Origin of the sequence: Sulfurimonas sp. RIFOXYD2_FULL_34_21 (assembly GCF_001830805.1) — a bacterium.
Lineage (GTDB): Bacteria > Campylobacterota > Campylobacteria > Campylobacterales > Sulfurimonadaceae > Sulfurimonas.
Genome location: NZ_MICH01000014.1, coordinates 69,576 through 86,458, shown reverse-complemented (window position 1 = coordinate 86,458; position 16,883 = coordinate 69,576). Strand labels below are relative to the sequence as shown.

The 16,883-nt window shown below is 35.5% G+C and carries 17 protein-coding genes; 3 read left to right on the top strand and 14 right to left on the bottom strand.

The annotated features are described in order from the left end of the window. The 3 genes from A2530_RS09950 to A2530_RS09940 all read left to right on the top strand — a co-directional run. A partial coding sequence (locus A2530_RS09950) for a flagellin (RefSeq protein ID WP_294891520.1) occupies positions 1 to 112 on the top strand: 112 nt, incomplete at its 5' end. Positions 113 to 264: 152 nt separating this feature from the next. Beyond that, a complete protein-coding gene (locus tag A2530_RS09945; RefSeq protein ID WP_294891518.1) occupies positions 265 to 1,101 on the top strand; it encodes a flagellin in 837 nt (278 codons plus the stop codon). A gap of 162 nt (positions 1,102 to 1,263) precedes the next feature. After that, positions 1,264 to 2,103, top strand: a complete 840-nt coding sequence (locus A2530_RS09940; RefSeq protein WP_294891515.1) for a flagellin — start codon at positions 1,264 to 1,266, stop codon at positions 2,101 to 2,103. A gap of 84 nt (positions 2,104 to 2,187) precedes the next feature. Here A2530_RS09940 and A2530_RS09935 read toward each other — a convergent pair whose 3' ends face one another. From A2530_RS09935 to A2530_RS09870, 14 genes are read right to left on the bottom strand one after another with little or no spacing between them, the layout of a single operon-like run. After that, the gene (locus A2530_RS09935; protein ID WP_294883604.1) at positions 2,188 to 4,191 is read right to left on the bottom strand and encodes a 6-hydroxymethylpterin diphosphokinase MptE-like protein; all 2,004 of its coding nucleotides are present in this window, start codon (positions 4,189 to 4,191) and stop codon (positions 2,188 to 2,190) included. A 25-nt stretch (positions 4,192 to 4,216) separates the two neighbouring features. Further along, complete coding sequence (locus A2530_RS09930; protein WP_294883605.1) at positions 4,217 to 4,987, bottom strand: oxidoreductase; 771 nt, start codon at positions 4,985 to 4,987, stop codon at positions 4,217 to 4,219. Then, on the bottom strand, positions 4,974 to 5,678 hold the full coding sequence (locus A2530_RS09925; RefSeq protein WP_294883607.1) for an acylneuraminate cytidylyltransferase family protein: 705 nt from the start codon (positions 5,676 to 5,678) through the stop codon (positions 4,974 to 4,976). Before A2530_RS09925 ends, A2530_RS09930 begins: the two co-directional genes overlap by 14 nt. Continuing rightward, positions 5,675 to 6,580, bottom strand: coding sequence for a Gfo/Idh/MocA family oxidoreductase (locus tag A2530_RS09920; RefSeq protein ID WP_294883608.1), 906 nt, complete (start codon positions 6,578 to 6,580; stop codon positions 5,675 to 5,677). Before A2530_RS09920 ends, A2530_RS09925 begins: the two co-directional genes overlap by 4 nt. A 3-nt stretch (positions 6,581 to 6,583) precedes the next feature. Beyond that, the gene (locus A2530_RS09915; protein WP_294883609.1) at positions 6,584 to 7,630 is read right to left on the bottom strand and encodes a nucleotidyltransferase family protein; all 1,047 of its coding nucleotides are present in this window, start codon (positions 7,628 to 7,630) and stop codon (positions 6,584 to 6,586) included. Positions 7,631 to 7,647: 17 nt separating this feature from the next. Next, on the bottom strand, positions 7,648 to 8,805 hold the full coding sequence (gene neuC / locus A2530_RS09910; protein WP_294883611.1) for a UDP-N-acetylglucosamine 2-epimerase: 1,158 nt from the start codon (positions 8,803 to 8,805) through the stop codon (positions 7,648 to 7,650). Further along, positions 8,802 to 9,800 (bottom strand): N-acetylneuraminate synthase, encoded by a 999-nt coding sequence (gene neuB / locus A2530_RS09905; RefSeq protein ID WP_294883613.1) that lies wholly within the window; start codon positions 9,798 to 9,800, stop codon positions 8,802 to 8,804. The genes neuC and neuB overlap by 4 nt, the downstream gene beginning before the upstream one ends. Then, on the bottom strand, positions 9,797 to 10,864 hold the full coding sequence (locus tag A2530_RS09900) for a GNAT family N-acetyltransferase (RefSeq protein ID WP_294883615.1): 1,068 nt from the start codon (positions 10,862 to 10,864) through the stop codon (positions 9,797 to 9,799). The genes neuB and A2530_RS09900 overlap by 4 nt, the downstream gene beginning before the upstream one ends. After that, positions 10,861 to 11,544 (bottom strand): bifunctional 2-polyprenyl-6-hydroxyphenol methylase/3-demethylubiquinol 3-O-methyltransferase UbiG, encoded by a 684-nt coding sequence (locus A2530_RS09895; RefSeq protein WP_294883617.1) that lies wholly within the window; start codon positions 11,542 to 11,544, stop codon positions 10,861 to 10,863. Before A2530_RS09895 ends, A2530_RS09900 begins: the two co-directional genes overlap by 4 nt. Continuing rightward, positions 11,537 to 12,433: a DegT/DnrJ/EryC1/StrS family aminotransferase gene (locus A2530_RS09890; protein WP_294883618.1), complete on the bottom strand. Its 897-nt coding sequence runs from the start codon at positions 12,431 to 12,433 to the stop codon at positions 11,537 to 11,539. The genes A2530_RS09895 and A2530_RS09890 overlap by 8 nt, the downstream gene beginning before the upstream one ends. Before the next feature lie 5 nt (positions 12,434 to 12,438). Then, positions 12,439 to 13,827 (bottom strand): radical SAM protein, encoded by a 1,389-nt coding sequence (locus A2530_RS09885; RefSeq protein ID WP_294883620.1) that lies wholly within the window; start codon positions 13,825 to 13,827, stop codon positions 12,439 to 12,441. 8 nt (positions 13,828 to 13,835) lie between these two features. Next, positions 13,836 to 14,987, bottom strand: a complete 1,152-nt coding sequence (locus A2530_RS09880) for a LegC family aminotransferase (RefSeq protein WP_294884123.1) — start codon at positions 14,985 to 14,987, stop codon at positions 13,836 to 13,838. Further along, positions 14,974 to 16,161: a UDP-N-acetylglucosamine 4,6-dehydratase gene (locus A2530_RS09875; RefSeq protein WP_294883621.1), complete on the bottom strand. Its 1,188-nt coding sequence runs from the start codon at positions 16,159 to 16,161 to the stop codon at positions 14,974 to 14,976. Before A2530_RS09875 ends, A2530_RS09880 begins: the two co-directional genes overlap by 14 nt. Continuing rightward, the gene (locus tag A2530_RS09870; RefSeq protein ID WP_294883623.1) at positions 16,158 to 16,715 is read right to left on the bottom strand and encodes an SIS domain-containing protein; all 558 of its coding nucleotides are present in this window, start codon (positions 16,713 to 16,715) and stop codon (positions 16,158 to 16,160) included. Before A2530_RS09870 ends, A2530_RS09875 begins: the two co-directional genes overlap by 4 nt. Positions 16,716 to 16,883 lie beyond the last annotated feature (168 nt).

Sequence of the window (16,883 nt, the reverse complement as noted above, 5' to 3'; positions counted from 1 at the left end):
TGCGGCAGAGAGTGCAAACTTTGCAAAACATAATATTTTAGCTCAATCGGGAAGTTACGCGATGAGTCAAGCTAACGCTGTTCAGCAAAATGTATTGAGATTACTACAATAATCTCAATCATTTTTTGAAAAGGCTTTGGGGATGATTTAGTTTTTGGGGGTTATTGAAGTAGTTTTTTAACTCTTGATATTCAAGTATGACGATAGCAGGGAAGCTATATTATATTCAAAGAGCAAAAGGCTCTTGCCCAAAAAGGATTTTAGATGGGATTTAGAATAAATACAAACGTAGGTGCGATGAACGCACATAGAAATTCGGTTATGAACAATGTTGGACTTGATAAAAGTCTTAACTCTTTGAGTTCAGGTCTTCGCATTAATAAAGCTGCTGATGATTCAGCGGGTCTTGCAATTGCAAATAAGCTCTCTGCTCAGTCCCAAGGTTTAGGTCAAGCGATTAAAAATGCAAACGACGGTATCGGTCTTTTACAGACAGCTGATGGTGCATTAGAAGAGTATGGCAATATCATGAAAAGAGTTAGAGTATTGGCTACTCAAGCAGCCAATGATACTCAAGATGCTACTTCAAGAGGTTATATCTCTCAAGAGGTTCAGGCTCTTTTAGCTGAAGCTAGCGATATTGCATTGGTTACAAAATTTAACGGTACTGCGCTATTGTCTGGGCAGAGCGGTTCTACTCCCGGGGTGTTTAAATTTCATGTCGGTGCATATAACAATGAAACACAGCAAATAGATTTTAACTCAGCTAGTTTGAATGCTATGGCAACGGCTGCGACAGCTCTTACTGTAGGTACTCAAGCATCTGCTGAGCTTACTATTACTAACATGGATACGGCTATTAAAAATGTTGACGGACTTCGTGCTACAATCGGTGCGGCTCAAAATAAACTAGAGAGTACGGTTAGAAATATATCTGTAACTCAAGTAAATATTACTGCTGCTGAATCAAACATCCGTGATGTTGACTTTGCGGCAGAGAGTGCAAACTTTGCAAAACATAACATTTTAGCTCAGTCTGGAAGTTATGCTATGAGTCAAGCTAACGCTGTTCAACAAAACGTGCTTAGACTACTTCAGTAGTAATTGATTTTTAGTTTTTTAAATGCTAAGGGGAAACTTTTGGCATTTTTTTGCTATTACAATTAAAGTTTTTTTATTGATTGACGATTATAATAATTGTCAGCAAGGAAGCTGAGATAAAATTAAATAGAGTGAAAGACTCTTATCTAAAAAGGATTTAAGATGGGATTTAGAATAAATACAAACGTAGGTGCGATGAACGCACATAGAAATTCGGTTATGAACAATGTAGGACTTGATAAAAGTCTTAACTCTTTAAGTTCAGGTCTTCGTATTAATAAAGCTGCTGATGATTCTGCAGGTTTGGCTATTGCAAATAAGCTCTCTGCTCAGTCTCAAGGTTTAGGTCAAGCTATCAGAAATGCAAACGACGGTATCGGTCTTATTCAAACGGCTGACGGTGCTATGGAAGAGTATGGCAATATCATGAAAAGAATTCGTGTTCTTGCAACTCAAGCAGCCAATGATACTCAAGATGCTACTTCAAGAGGTTATATCTCTAAAGAGGTTCAAGCTCTTTTAGCTGAAGCTAGTGATATTGCTGTTACGACTAAATTTAACGGAACTGCTATTTTAACGGGTGCATCAGGTTCTACGGCAGGTACATTCGTATTTCACGTAGGTGCGTACAGTAGTGAAACACAAAGTATAGTTATAGGTTCTGCAGACGTTGAAAAATTAGCAGGTAAATCGGCTAGTATTATTCTTATGAGTACTCAAGGCGATGCTGAAACGGCGATAACTACTATGGATACAGCTATAAAAGCAATAGATGGCTTACGTGCTACAATGGGTGCGGCTCAAAATAAACTAGAGAGTACGGTTAGAAATATATCTGTAACTCAAGTAAATATTACTGCTGCTGAATCAAACATCCGTGATGTTGACTTTGCGGCAGAGAGTGCAAACTTTGCAAAACATAACATTTTAGCTCAGTCTGGAAGTTATGCTATGAGTCAAGCTAACGCTGTTCAACAAAACGTGCTTAGACTACTTCAGTAGTCTAAGTAAAGTAGCGTAAGCTACGAGTAAGTTTCTTCAAAAAACGTATTGAGATTATTATAATCTCAATACACCTTTATATCTTTAACATCTCTCTTTTAAAAATTTTTCTAAATCTTTTATATAAATATCTACGATGCTAAACATCTCTTTTTGCATTAATTTATCAAACTTCTTTATATGTCTTTTTGCATTTTTCAAATCTTTTGTATTGAAAAAATCAAGTATTATTGTTAGCGAATATTTAAAAAATGATAAATAAACGGCAGTGAGATTAATCGATTGGTTGCCTTGCTTATGAAGTATATGAGATACCACACCTAGCAAGTCATAGAGATACTGCTCTTTATTTGAGTAAGATATACTATTTGAGTAGTTTTGAAGATAGTTGTAGGTCTCTTTTGCATCTAATAGTCTTAGGCTAATTGCCAAAATATCTTTATCATCAAGTTTGATTACAGAATTCTTTTTTAAATCCTCTTTAATTGACACCGCAAGTCTATTTTTGTCTATATCTTCAAACAGAGCGCTATTTATATCTTTTACTTTTTTTGGAATTGTCAGAGATATATAAGAGCCGTCGTTAAGATTGTAAACATTTTGCTCCTTCTTTTTCACAATCGGCATATTTCTGTATAGTGATTGAACTGATGCATGCATGATAGCATTTGTATAAACGATTTCTCGAAAGTTGCCCTTAACTTGAAATAGATTTTTTGTATTTTCCATAACATTTGAGAGTTTATCTTTGTTTGCCGTATCTGCTTGATATCCGTACATGTAGTCTGCCGAATGAGACTGACCTGTTTCTTGATCTACCGCTAGATTTATCCCAAGCATATATAGCTCTTTAGCATTTAAGAGGAGTGCTAAAATAAGGCTAACAGAACCTATACACGGACTTGTTAACGCAGTATAGTTTTTTATATAGTTTTCTCCCTCGTCAAAGTAGAATATCTGCTCTTTTTTAAACATATTTCGCACTTTTACGGGGATATTAGAGCCAAATACCATAGCGGCATTATCTAAAAAACCGTCCTCAAGAACATTTTCGTAAAATGCCAGAGATGTATCTCCGCCGTCTAGTTGAGTTACAACGTCAGGTTTAACATTGTGTTTATGCAAAGTATTTAGTATCGTTGAGATAGCTATAATTATAAATTTATGGTGATTTGCTTTTAACCACTCTATATTTTCTATAAGAGAAGGTCCTGCCGCAAGTACCAAAACAGGTTTTTCTTTAAAAACGGAGTTATTAAAGTTACCGCCGACGTTTAGTAAGTTATATCCGTCATTCATATACTCTAATGGTTTTAGATATTTAAAGAGTGTCGCCTTGTATGGGAAAAATATATAAGGCTGTGTAATTAGAGCATTTTGTATCTGTTTTATCTTATCGTCCGTGTGTGTCGGAAATTTTATATATTTTATATATCTGTTATAAAAAAATTGATTTTCAAGAAAAGAGTTCATTATCTGCACAAAAGCATTTTCATCATCTGCAATCGAGAAGTAGAGCTTTGCTCTTTGAGCCAATTTATAGTAGCTTGTTGTAAATAGAGATAGTCTGAAAAGTTCCAAATTATCTTCTATAATAATGTACTGTTTTGGAGATATCTTCTCATCAATCATAGAAATATGCATACCTAAGCCGGTTCCTACGACTATGAATTTATCTACATCTATCATACTGCTATGAGGAGTTGTATTCATTGCATAATACTTCATAATATGAAGCACGCCCTCTACGACTTTAAAGTCTTCAGGTGGATTGGCAAGAAGTTTATCCGGTATATTATATAGAGGCGTTCCCTCAAAAGTTTGATGGTCTTTATTTGTATCTACGGAGTTTTTTAGTTTTACGGATAGTTTATTTGAATCTCCTCCGTATAAATATTGACCTGTAATTAGATTTTTAACATCAAAATAGCCCTCTTTATACTCCAAATCAAGAGTTGGTTGATAATCTCCACTATTTAGAGCTTTGTCAAAAATTGCCAATACTTTTGCTACCTCTTTTTGCTCTTTATTGAAGTACTCTATATTTTTTAGATAAGTCTCGTAAGCTTTTTCTTCGATATCTTGCATTTTATAACCTTTAGTTAAAATTTTATTATAAGCACCAACCGTCATCTACGATGATGTTTTGTCCGTTTACGTATTTGCTCATTTCGCTTAGCAGATAGATTAGAGTTCCTTTTAAATCCTCGGTATCAAGCATACCTTTGTTTAAGCAGTTGTCTTTGTATGCTTTTAAAAACGACTCAGGCTGATTATCAAGTATGCCGCCGGGACTGATTGCATTTATACGGATATTTTTGCCTTTAAAATATTTTGCAAAATATTTTATAAGATGCAAAAGACCGCCTTTTATAGCGGCGTATTCTATTGCATTTGTCATTTTTGTACCCTTATATATTTCAAACCTAGGCGCAGTTACTCCGTATATGGAAGCCATTACGATAATATTACCGTACCCTTGAGTATAAAAATATTTGCTAAATTGTTGGGTTGAGAGAAAATATCCACCCAGATTCATATTTAGATTTTGGCAAAAGTCATCATATTCGATATCAAAAACATCTCTTCCGAAATTTTTATTTCTAGGATAAGCATTATTTACCAAAGCATCTATTTTTCCATACTTTTTATCTAAATATTTAATACAAGCTTCCAACGATGTTTTTGATGTTATATCAAGCTCTATAAAATCAATTTTGCCGCTATTTAACTCTTTTGATAGAGCCTGCACCGTCTCTTTGCCTAACTCTTTGTTAATATCGGCAATAACTGCCGTGCCGTTTTGTTCAACAACCGTTTTTACAAATTCCCTGCCGATAAGTCCCGCTCCGCCCGTTATAACTACTACTTTATCTTTTAGCACTGTTTTGCCCCATTATGAATTCTACAAATTTAAAATCAAGTTCGCTGTCTATGTCAATAGAACGCTCTTCGGGCATAACATACAGACCCGTTTTTTCTAAAAACACGCTCTCTTTATGAAGAATAGTATCTCTTTTCCAGATATAGATGGATGCGTTCATATCGTAGGTTTTTGGTGAATCTTGACGTCTTAGTATGGAATTTTGTAGTTTTTTTGAAACAAAAATTCTCCCCGTATCGTCTTGTTCTATTAAATTAAAGTAGGGGCTTCTTCTGCTTGGCATCGCCGTAATTAAGTTATCGTTGTTATTGTCTAAGAACTGTTTAAAAGAGTCGATTATATCCTTAACACTTCTTAGCGGAGCGGTAGCGTCTAAGTCTATAAGGTAGTCAAATTGTTCTTTGTAATGCTCTTCACTTCTCATAAAAGCGTCTCTAATTACTTCTAGCTTCCCCGCCGTGTCACTTGCCATACGTGCGTCTCTTTTAAAAAAAACTTCCGCACCGTATTTTTTTGATATATCTGCTATCTCATCGGAATCCGTACTGATAACTACATGTTCAAAAAGTTTACTCTCTTTTGCCTGTTCTATCGTATATGCTATAAGAGGTTTGGAGTTTATAAGTCTGATGTTTTTGTTTTTAACGCCTTTTGAGCCGCCTCTTGCGCAAATAGTACATAACACTTTCATCTTTGTTCCTGAACTTTTTTTATGGTTTGCATAACTTTTTTTGCTTGTTCATAATCACAACAAACAGGCTCTTTTTTTAAAACGGATTTATGCATATTTTCAAAAAAATAGTTCTTTTTCAGATTTGAAAAACCGTATGTCTGTTTTAGAGAATTTTTATCGCTTTGTATAAGAGTAGCATTTATAAAGTCTAGCGTATAACTGTTTTCTAGCGTATTTACATGTAGCGTTCTATGCGTTATCTTGCTGATATAATCAACCGTTATATTTACAATCACATCTCTGTCCGTAACACCGATTAGTGTCGTAAAATCATCAGAGTCTATCTCCAAATCAGATATCTTTTTTTGATAGCTTTTAACATCTATCATATTGCCGCAGAGCCACTCTACATAATCTATTTCATGGCTTAAATCAAGTAAAACGCCGCCGCCTTGCTCTTTTTTTGCACTGTAGCATTTTGTATAGTCCGTATTTGGCCGCCAAGCGGGTAAATATTGACCGCAAACAGCATTTGCTGATAAAACAGTTTCATCTTTTAAGAGCTCTTTTAATCTCTGCAAAAGAGGATGAAATCTTAAAACATAGCCGACATAAACAATATTATTTTTTACATGTAGCTCTTTGTCTGTTTCAAAAAGAGGTTTTTCACAAAGAATTATTTTATCTTTTACATGTTGTTCTAGGTATGATAACTGTTCATAGTGTTTGTTAGTTTGGGATGAGATGATGATATAATCGTAACTGTCTATTTCGTGGACTTCTTGCAGTGAAGAAAAAGTTTTTCTCTCGTTTAAATTCTGTTTTGTTACTATGTCTATACTCTCTATCTCTTTAAAGCCTGATAATACTTCACAGTGTCTTTTGCCTATTGAGCCATAGCCTATAATAAGTACTTTCATAATTTAAAACACTTCGTTATAATCGCTGTTTGCTTTTTTAAATTCATCAATTTGTCCTATATCTAACCAATATTCGCTGATAGGAAAAGAGTAACTCTGCATCTTTTTTTCTATCATCTCTTCAAAGAGTGTCGGCATATCGTAAAATTTATCATCAGGTATAAGCTCCAACACTTCGGGTTCAAGTACGTAGATACCTGCACTGACATAAAAGCTATGCACAGGTTTTTCCGTTATGCCTACTATCTTTTTATCTTTTATATCCACAACACCATAAGGAACTTGAAAGTCATACTCTCTTACGCCCATGGTAGCACTAGAGGCGTTGTTGATGTGATACTCAAGCATATTTTCAAAATTTACGTTTGTAAGCAAATCTCCGTTCATAACAAAAAAAGTACCCTCTAGTTTGTCTCTCATTAGACTCAAAGCACCAGCCGTTCCCATTCGTTTGTTTTCATGGATATACTCTATATTTACACCGAACTCTTTTCCGTCTTTGAAGTAATCCTCTATAACTTTTGCTTTATAGCTCACGCTTATTATGATATTTGTAAAACCGTATTTTTTAAAATTGCCTATTATTGTCTCAAGTATCGGTTTGTTTCCCACATGAAGCATAGGTTTTGGAGTGTTTTCCGTCAAAGGTCTTAGTCTCGTGCCGAATCCGCCTGCCATTAAAACGACATAGTTTGGTTTGTTTTTGGGTTTTAAGAGGTCGTTTACTTCAATAATATCTATAAGCTTTCCGCTCTCATCAACTATTGGAATTTGATAAAGTTTATTTTTTAGAGATAACTCTAAAATCTCTTCTCTGTTATAGTTTGCTTTACATGTTATAGGAGTTTTAAAAATTATAGACTCTACAAAATCGTCTAAAGATAGATTTTTAAGCAAAGCTCTTCTTATGTCGCCGTCAGTTAGTGTTCCTAGGAGTTTTTTATCATCATCGACGACAAGGGCGATTTTTTTTGATCCGCTCTCTATTACGCTAAGAGCTTCTTTTATCGTCGAATGCGGCTTTAAAAGTATATTGTCTATATTTTTCATAATGTTTCTCCTCTAAACTAAAACTTGATATCGTAAAATTTCTTTATTATAATATCTTGTAAATCAATATTTTTTAATATATCGACTACTTTTTTACTTGCCATCTCTTCGCCGTAAGGATTTTTTACATTTTTTAGGCTCTCTTGAAATGCAGGGCTGTATAACTCTTTAAACGCTTTTGATAGGCTGGCTTTATTAGGTTCGCAATCTATTACGCTTGATGCTTTTAATCTTCCCTGCTGTCTTGAGCCTATGTTTATAGTTCCTATTTTAAAACTCGGAACTTCAGCCAGTCCGCTAGAGCTGTTTCCGACTACGGCGTCCATATATTGTAAAGCGCTTATATATCTAAGCTGTCCAAGCGAGGCAAACAGAACTGCTTTGTGCGGATTTTTTAAAACGTACTCCTCGCACATTGCATTTATAACTCTGCCCTCTGTATCGCTGTTTGCTTTTGTAATAATTATATTTGTATCTTCGAGTTCGTCTATCGAACTCAATATTTCGCTAAATTGCTCTTTTGCGGGAAATTTTTCAAGAGTTACCGGATGAAAAGTAAACAGAATGTTTTTTTTATTTAGTTTAAAATTTATAGACTCTTCAAACTCCTCTTTGCGAAGAAGCTTTAGTCTTAAAATATTGTCTATTCCAAAACCGCCGACGTTAAATACATGTAAAGGATTTTCGCCTAGTTGTATGATGCGGTTTTTATACTCATCCGTTGTAGCGCAGTGAATATGCGAGAGTTTTGTTATGGCATGTCGAATGGATTCGTCAAACGCACCTTCTGTCCTCTCTCCGCCTGCAAGATGCATAATAGGAATCCCTAATATCATTGCGGTTGAGGCTACGCTTAGCATTTCGTACCTGTCTCCCAGCACAATGATAATGTCTGGGTTTAATTCGCTAAATGCTTCGCCAAACGATATCTGAGCCAAACCCATCGCTTTTGATATACCGATTGTACTGTCTGATGAGAGAAGTATTTCTATCTTTTTATCGATTTTAAAATCTTTTTCTACTTCTTTATAGGTTAAGCCAAATTCAGGAGATAAGTGAGCCCCTGTTACAATAAGCTGCAACTCTAACTCTTTGGCGCTTTGTATCTCTTTCATTATCCAAAAAAGTGAGCCGTACTCCGCTCTGGTTGCGCTAACTACGCATATTTTTCTCATAATCTTATTTGCTCATCTTTCTTGTAATCTTTAGTAGCTGTTTGATTTATAACACTCTCCCAAAGCATAGGACTCATACCGTCTCCGGGTTTTTTGATAGTTAAATTATTGTTTGAAAAAATATCCCCTTCTTTGATATCTACTCTTGCGACAATAGATTTTCTGCATACGTCTATATTTTTTAATTCGTTTTTGGTAGGCGTTTTTATCCCGTCTCCAAGTGCCGTTTCTATATTTCTGATTGCTTTTACCATCTCTTTTAGCTCTTGCGGATTTAGTGAAGCCTGATGGTCAGGACCTTCCATAGCCTTATCTAGCGTAAAATGTTTTTCGATTATCTTTGCTCCCATGGCAACGGCGGCAATAGGCACTTCTATACCCAATGTATGATCGCTGTATCCGTAATCAACGTTAAACGTAGAGCCTATAGTAATCATCGCTTTTAAGTTTACGTCTTGCATAAGCGTAGGGTACTCGGTTGTAGCATGAAGCAGCGTAATATTTGAGCGTTTAGTTCCCGCTTTTATTAAAATTTCAAGTGCGTTTTTAATCTCATCCATAGTTGCCATACCCGTAGATAAAACTATTTTTTTGCCTAAAGCTCCTATATGCCTTAAAAGCGGCAGATTAGTGATTTCGGCAGAGCCAATTTTAAAAATATCCTGCAATTGGGATAAAAAGTCCGCACTCTCAATCTCGTCGGGAGTGGATAAAAACAGAACTCCTTTTTTATCGCAATACTCTTTTAGCTCTTTAAACTCATCATAAGAAAGTTCAAGTTTTTTTACCATATCAAATTGAGTTTGGCTATCATCGGTACCCATTTTTTGATACTCTGCTTTTTGTGTATGTTTTGAAATACTTAACTCCGCACTGAATGTCTGGAATTTAACGGCGTCAACATTACATGCAGCGGCTGCATCTATTAATTTTTTTGCTAAATTAATATCTCCGTTATGGTTTACGCCTGCTTCGGCTATAATAAACACGCTCATACAGCTACTCCGTAATGATATTTAAGTAAGTAATTTTTGTATTTTTCTTGTATGTTTAAATCGACTTTTTTCTTCCATTGCTGAATGATAAAATCATAAATTTCTTTGTTATGGATAGATTTGCCGATAAAAAAGTCATATATCCCGTTTTTTGAAAAGTTTCTTTTGTATTTGAATATGCCGTCATCAGGACTTACCCCTCCGCCGAGTATAAAAAAACTAAGACCTCGCTCTTTTAGAGTCTCTATCAAAATATGTTTTAGGTAATCATTGGGTCGGTACAAAAAGTACTCCTCAAGCGTACCTCCTAAAAATGAGTATGCTACATGTGTATTTAGCAGTACTAGTTCAGCGGATATAACTACATCGTTTTTAAGTATAAATATAAATAAAGCGTTGTCTGTCATGGTCTTTTTTATGGCAAGAAAGTACTCTAAGCTAAAGAAATATTCATCATTGGCGTCATTTCTTTTCATAGTGGCGCAGTAGATATCGTAAAATGCTTTAACATACGCATCGCTTATATCTTTTGCATTTATGATTTTGTATTTAAGGTCGCTTCTTATGGCTTTGTTTACGTTTTTTCTAGTCGAATGCTCATAAGAGTTCATCCAGATATCGGGAGCATTTAAATCTACAATGATATTTTTATTTACATGTACAATATTCATATCAGAAAAATATTTATGATTTTGATAAAGAGGATTAAATCTCATAAATTCCGCAACTATATTTTGCTCTTTAGCGTACTTTAAAAACTCTTCTCTTGCTCTATCTATGAAACTTTTGTCTTTGTCGTTTTGAACTAAAGCGCCGTTGTACCCGTATGCGCCTTGAATGTCATAGTATTTTTTATCTAGGTCATACCCAAGAGAATTAATCTCTGTTTTTATAAAGGGGTAGAAAAAAATATTTTCATTCTCCGTATATACAAAACACTCTGCTTTTGCATCCTCAAGCGAGTAGTACCCTGATGTAAAATAGGGGTCTTTTAAATACGGCAAAAATGAGTTAAGGTAATCGTTCCATTTTGGATTAGCAGGGCTGAGTAGCTCTATGCTCATATCTTAGTAAGCTCTATAAGCCACTCTTTGCGACTTGTTCCGTCACTTGCGTGAAACTCCGACATCTCTATTTTTTCGATTTTATTTTGGTCGTTTTTATAGATTTTATCGATATCATCTCTTGAGGTATATCTAAAATAGCCTCTGGTTTCGGGGCTATTTATAGCGTGATATTCAACATCTTCGCTTTGACTCAGCCACTCTTTGTTGGCAAATGTCATGCTAAACATCTTTCCGCCGCTCTTTAACTTTTTGGAGGATTTTGCAACTATGTCTTTGGTTCTTTGAAATGGGTTGCAGTAGAGCGACTCGACGTCTATGATTGCATCAAAATAGTCATCTGCAAACTCATCTAGTTTTTCAAAATAATCACCCGTTTTAATCTCTCCGATGTTGTCTTGCAGATTCTCGTCATGTAAACGTTTATAAGCATTTTCACAAGCCGTTTTGCTCCCTTCAATCCCGTAAACACAAAACCCCTCTCTTGCCATATACCAAAGATTAGGTCCGGGTCCTGAGCCAAGTTCGAGAATTTTAACGCTTTTTCTATCTGCGCATGAGTAAAAATTTCTTGCTATAAATCTTATTAGTTCAATAGGAGGATATTTCCCCCACTCCTGATTAGAAAAAACCTCTTCCCAGTAATCTAAGTTCTTATCAACAAATTTTTTACTACTCATATATATACTCTCCTAAAGTTTCAACCATTTTGTCGATATCTGTAAATGAGATATCTTGATGGACGGGAAGATTAAGTACATGTCTTGAGAGATAAAACTCATTTTCATGCTCTGTTTCAGTTACCTCTTTTATAAGTTCATGGTACAAACTTACTACTCCAAAACCTAACTCGTTTAATTTAAAATAGAGACTGTCCCTTTTTGCTTCACTAGGCACTAAGATAGGCAAAGTTTGCGGAACTACATCTTTTAAAGCCGGTCTTAGCAGGGTTATATTATCAAAAGATTCTAGTTTTTCTTTTAGATAGTTATAGTTTTGAACTCTTTTTTGAGATATCTCATACATGTTATACTCAAACGGATTTACTATAAAACTATCTTTTATATCTAAAGGCTCTTTGGATAAAAGCATACCGCCTTTGGTATAGGGCAACATTTTATGCAAAGAGAAGAGATAGTAGTCTGATTCGACTATAGGTTTTTTAAAAAAAGTAAAGAAAGCGTGCGCGCAATCTTCTATGATTATCATGCTTCTTTTTTTTGCATACTCTTTAATTTCTGCGATATTGCTATCGGTAAAACCAAAATAGTGTACCAGTAGAAGTATATTTCCCTGATTGTCGTCGATTAGTTTAAAAAGAGACTCTTTTTCTATTTCAAGATTTTTTGAGAGTTTGTAAAACTGATACCCTATGCCGCTGTTTTTAATAGGGTCAAAAATACCCGACCCCTCATTTGTGCTAAAACCGATATAAGCAGGAATCAGAATCTTTTTTTCGCTAAGTTTTTTTTTTAAAATATATTCAAAAGAGTCTCTGGCACTGCTAAAATAGCAGATGTTCATCTTAAAATTGTCAATCATTGACTGTTTTTTTTCAATTATATACATTACGCTTAGCTTTGTCTAAAACCTCTAAAAGATGCATCGTGTTTGATGTATAAATCTTCTAGCTGTTTTCTTGTGTTTTTCTTGACTCTCTCTTGATAGTTATCCAACAGTTTTTCGTTGGCTTCAAGCAGTGCTTCATAAAATTCATTGTCGGTTAGTTTTGTAAAGTTACATGTTAAAAGGTCTGAGTTTAGATGTTTATTTTCGTAAAAATCTTCTATATCTTTTATCATTCCCTTCTCGATAGCAAGATGGTAAAGCGGTGAACCTGGATACGGTGTAACCGGTCTAATAGTTCTCATCTGCGCGCCGTCATCGTACTTTAGTAAAAAATCGACCCCTTTCATAAGCGTCTCTTTAGTCTCGTCGATATTTCCGAATATGATGTTATATCCGGGGCTGATTCCCTCTTTTAGAGTTGCGACTATTCCCTCTTCAATCTGTTTGGTTGTTAAGACTTTGTCCATATTTTTTAGTATCTGGTCATCATACGCTTCGATTCCGTAATTTATAAAGACACATCCCGCTTTTTTCATCAGTTGCAACACTTTTGGTTTTGCATAGTTCAAGCGACCGTTACAGTCCCATTTTATATCAAGGTTAGCATCAATGATGGCTTGAGAGAGGCTCATTGTTCTGCTGATGGAAGACATAAGCAGCTCATCCGTAAAGCCTATGTAGGTAATCCCGTAATTATCTTTTAGATACTTAATCTCTTCTATGATTGACTCATTGCTTCTGCCTCTAAAACCTTTATCCATTCTGTAACAAAAGTTACATGTAAAGGTACATCCTCTTCCGCTTAAAACAGGCATAATAAAATCGGTCTTTGAACATCCCGGCAGACGCATAAGTCTGTAGTGTTCTATATTAAAAAGATGATACGCAGGCATCGGTATAGTATCGACATCTTCTATAAGAGGACGTGAAGGATTTACATGTACTTTATCTCCGATTCTGTAAGCTAAGCCAAGTACGCTTTTTAAATCTTTTTTCTCTTTTAAAAACTCTAAAAGTTCAATAACCGTAACTTCGCCTTCTCCCATAACAAGGGCATCTGCTTGTAGTTTATTTAAAAAGTATTTAGGCGAAGGAGTTGGACCGAATCCGCCGATAATGTAAAAAGGTTTTTGTTTTGAGCTGTTTATGGCATCTGATATTTTAATGGCTTTTTTATACTCATAATAGCCGCCTATAAAACTAAGCCCGATAACGTCATATTTTTCATTATCTAGTTTATTGATTAAATGCGATTCAGGGTAGTGGTGGATATCCTGCTCATATATCTCAACTTCATGCCCGTGCTTTAGCAAAATAGCGGCTATATATGCAGTTCCTTGAGGAAACCATTGAATCAGTGATTCGTTATCGTAAGTTATTAATAGTACTCTCATTTTTTACCTTATTTTATTATGATGCTGCTTGAGATGTTTACTACTCTCTCTTCAAGCCATAAAGAGTTTGATAAATCGCCGCACTGAGCATCTTTATAGATCTCGAGTCTGCTCATCAATCTCCAAATCGGGCGCGTCATTACATTATTGTCGTTTGTATATTTTAAAAAAATATCTCTCTCATCTTTGTTTTGAAATACTATAGCGTTTAGCCAGTAGTTGGATGTGCTATTTTTAGGCTCTACTACGAACTCTACATCGTCATTTTGGAAAAAACTTTGATACCGTGCGGCTAGTTCTCTTTGTTTTTTTATGTAAATCTCTAAATTTTGCATCTGCGCTACGCCGACTGCCGCAGCTAGATTTGTAAGCCTGTAGTTATAGGCTATTTCGTCATGTATATATTCGTATGGGTGCGGAACTTTTGCAGTCGTAGTGATGTGTTTTGCCCTCTTTGCCAACACTTCATCATCGGTTACAATCATTCCGCCGCCGCCACATGTAATAATTTTATTGCCGTTAAATGAAAATACTCCCAATTTCCCAAAAGTACCGCAATGGTGCCCTTTATAATAGCTTCCTAGTGATTCTGCGGCATCTTCTACTACTATGATGTTGTATTCATCGCAAATTTCAACTATCTCGTCAATTTTGCACGGATGACCGAATGTGTGCATGGGAACACACGCTTTTATGATTTTTTTTGTAGTTTTGTTTATGCAAAAGCCGTTTTCATCTTTTGTGCTAAACTCCTCTAAAAACTCTTTTAATTTTGTAGCAGACAATCCCATCGTGTCTATGTCCACATCCACAAATATCGGCTTTGCACCGCAGTAGCTAATAGCGTTTGCGGTAGCGACAAAAGTAAGCGGCTGAGTTATAACCTCTGAATTTTCATCGACGCCTGCAAGTTTAAGTGCAACATGAAGTGCAGAAGTGCCGTTTGAAGTTGCAACGGCATATTTAGAACCTACAAACTCTGCTACCATGTTCTCAAACTGATTTACGAATTTACCGACACTTGATATAAAAGTAGAATCTATTACTTCATTTAGATATTTTTTTTCATTGCCTAAAAAGCGCGGTTCATGCAAGGGTATAAGCTCTTTTGTCTGATAGAGCTCTTGAATGAATTCAACGATATTTTTACATTTTTGAATCAAGATATTTTCCTGTGTCTTTGTAGTTAAAATCAGGGATAAGTTTTAAAAATTCCTCTACTATATCCTCTTTTGACCATGATAATCTCTGTTTAAATTGAAGTATCTTTTTAGTAAAAGAGTTTAGCTTTATCTCGTCGTAAATCGGCTCATTTTTAATAACGCCTAAGTTTTGGTATTTTTCCATGTCAAGAGTCTCTTTGTCGGTAAAAAACTCTTCAAAATCTTTCTCTCCCGTCGTGTCGCTTGAAGTAAAAAGACAAGGCCATTTTCCCTCTTGCGGAAGTGTGTGAACAAGTGTTCTTGCTTCCTCTTCATTCTTGCAGATATATGGTTCATAACCTAGCTCTTTTAAATATTTTACGGCTATATCGGCAAAAGAGATTAGGTTTAACTCAGAGGAGAGTTTTGGAAAGAAAATATCGCGGTTTTGCCCGAAAATACAACTCATAAGACAGAGCTCTCCGCTCTCTTGCGGTGTAACGAAATATCGTTTTATATCATTTGGTGCGACGATAGGCTGCTTTTTTTCTATTCTTTTGTTAAAACCGTGCAAAAGCGAGCCGTCTGAAAAAGCGACGTTTGCAAAGCGTGCGGTAGAGATTTTAATGTATTTGCTGCGGCGCATTAAAAACATCTCCATAATCCGCTTGCTTGCTCCCATCATATTTACGGGATTTGCCGCTTTGTCCGTTGATACGCAAAAATACTTTTTTACTCTTTTTTGAATAGATTGGGCTATCGTTTTGTCGGTATTGAAAATATTGACGTCAATCATTCTCATAAGAGTAAACGGGTCTTCTTCGCTTCTTACATGTTTAAGTGCGGATAGGTTTAACAAATAGTCGTATCTGCCGTCGGAGTGGATAAAAGCATCATACTCGACACTTCCTATATCAAGTGCAAAAGTCTTAAACTCTCCCTTTATATAGCCAAAACTGCTTCTGATATCCCTTACAAGCTCAACTAGATTGTTTTCGCTGATGTCAACTACATGTAGTTTCAGAGGATCTCTTTTAAATATCTCTTTTACTACCGCTTGACCGATACTTCCGGCACCGCCTATAACCAAAAAAGATGATTTTGAAACTATCTCGGATAGTTTTGATTCATGACTCTTTATATCTTCATCAAAGAGCTCTTTTTCTCTACCTATAAGCTTTAGTATATTCATTTGCCCTGCTCAATGTAATAGCTATATATGATATGGTCTAAAATCATATGCATATCTTCTACAAGTCCGTACTCACTATTTTGAGTCGGAACATGAAAATTTATATCCGATTTTTTCTTTAGTTTGCCGCCGTCAAAACCGGTTGCGCCAATGATAGTGCTTCCCTGCTTTTTCGCATATTTCACGGCTTTTATAATGTTTTTTGAATTGCCGCTGCAAGATATCGCAATCAAAATATCGTCTGATGAAATTCTGCCTTTTAGCTGCATCGAAAAAACTTTGTCATAGCCTATATCGTTTGCTATTGCCGTACATACCGGAGTGTTGTCGTTTAGACTCTCGACGTCAAAACTTCTTATGCCTCTTCGTTTTAATCCTATGCCCAAATCATTTACCATGTGTGAAGCAGTCGCGGCACTTCCGCCGTTTCCGATAATGTAGATTTTGCCTTTTGTTTTCTCAAGAGCCTCTACTATCTTTACAATAGCCTCAGTGTCGATATCATTAAGCAAAGTTATAAGTTTTCGTGTATATTTTTTGACGAAATCCCGCATTTTAAGCACCTTTAAGTCGATATGGTGTATTTTACTTCATTAATTTAAATATGAATATTAAATCGACTCCAAAGGTAAATAAATGTATGAAGATATATATTTTTTAGATTCCAAAGAGGCTCTTCGGGTTGCAGCTGAGCATAACAGATGGGGTGTGGATGTCGCTTA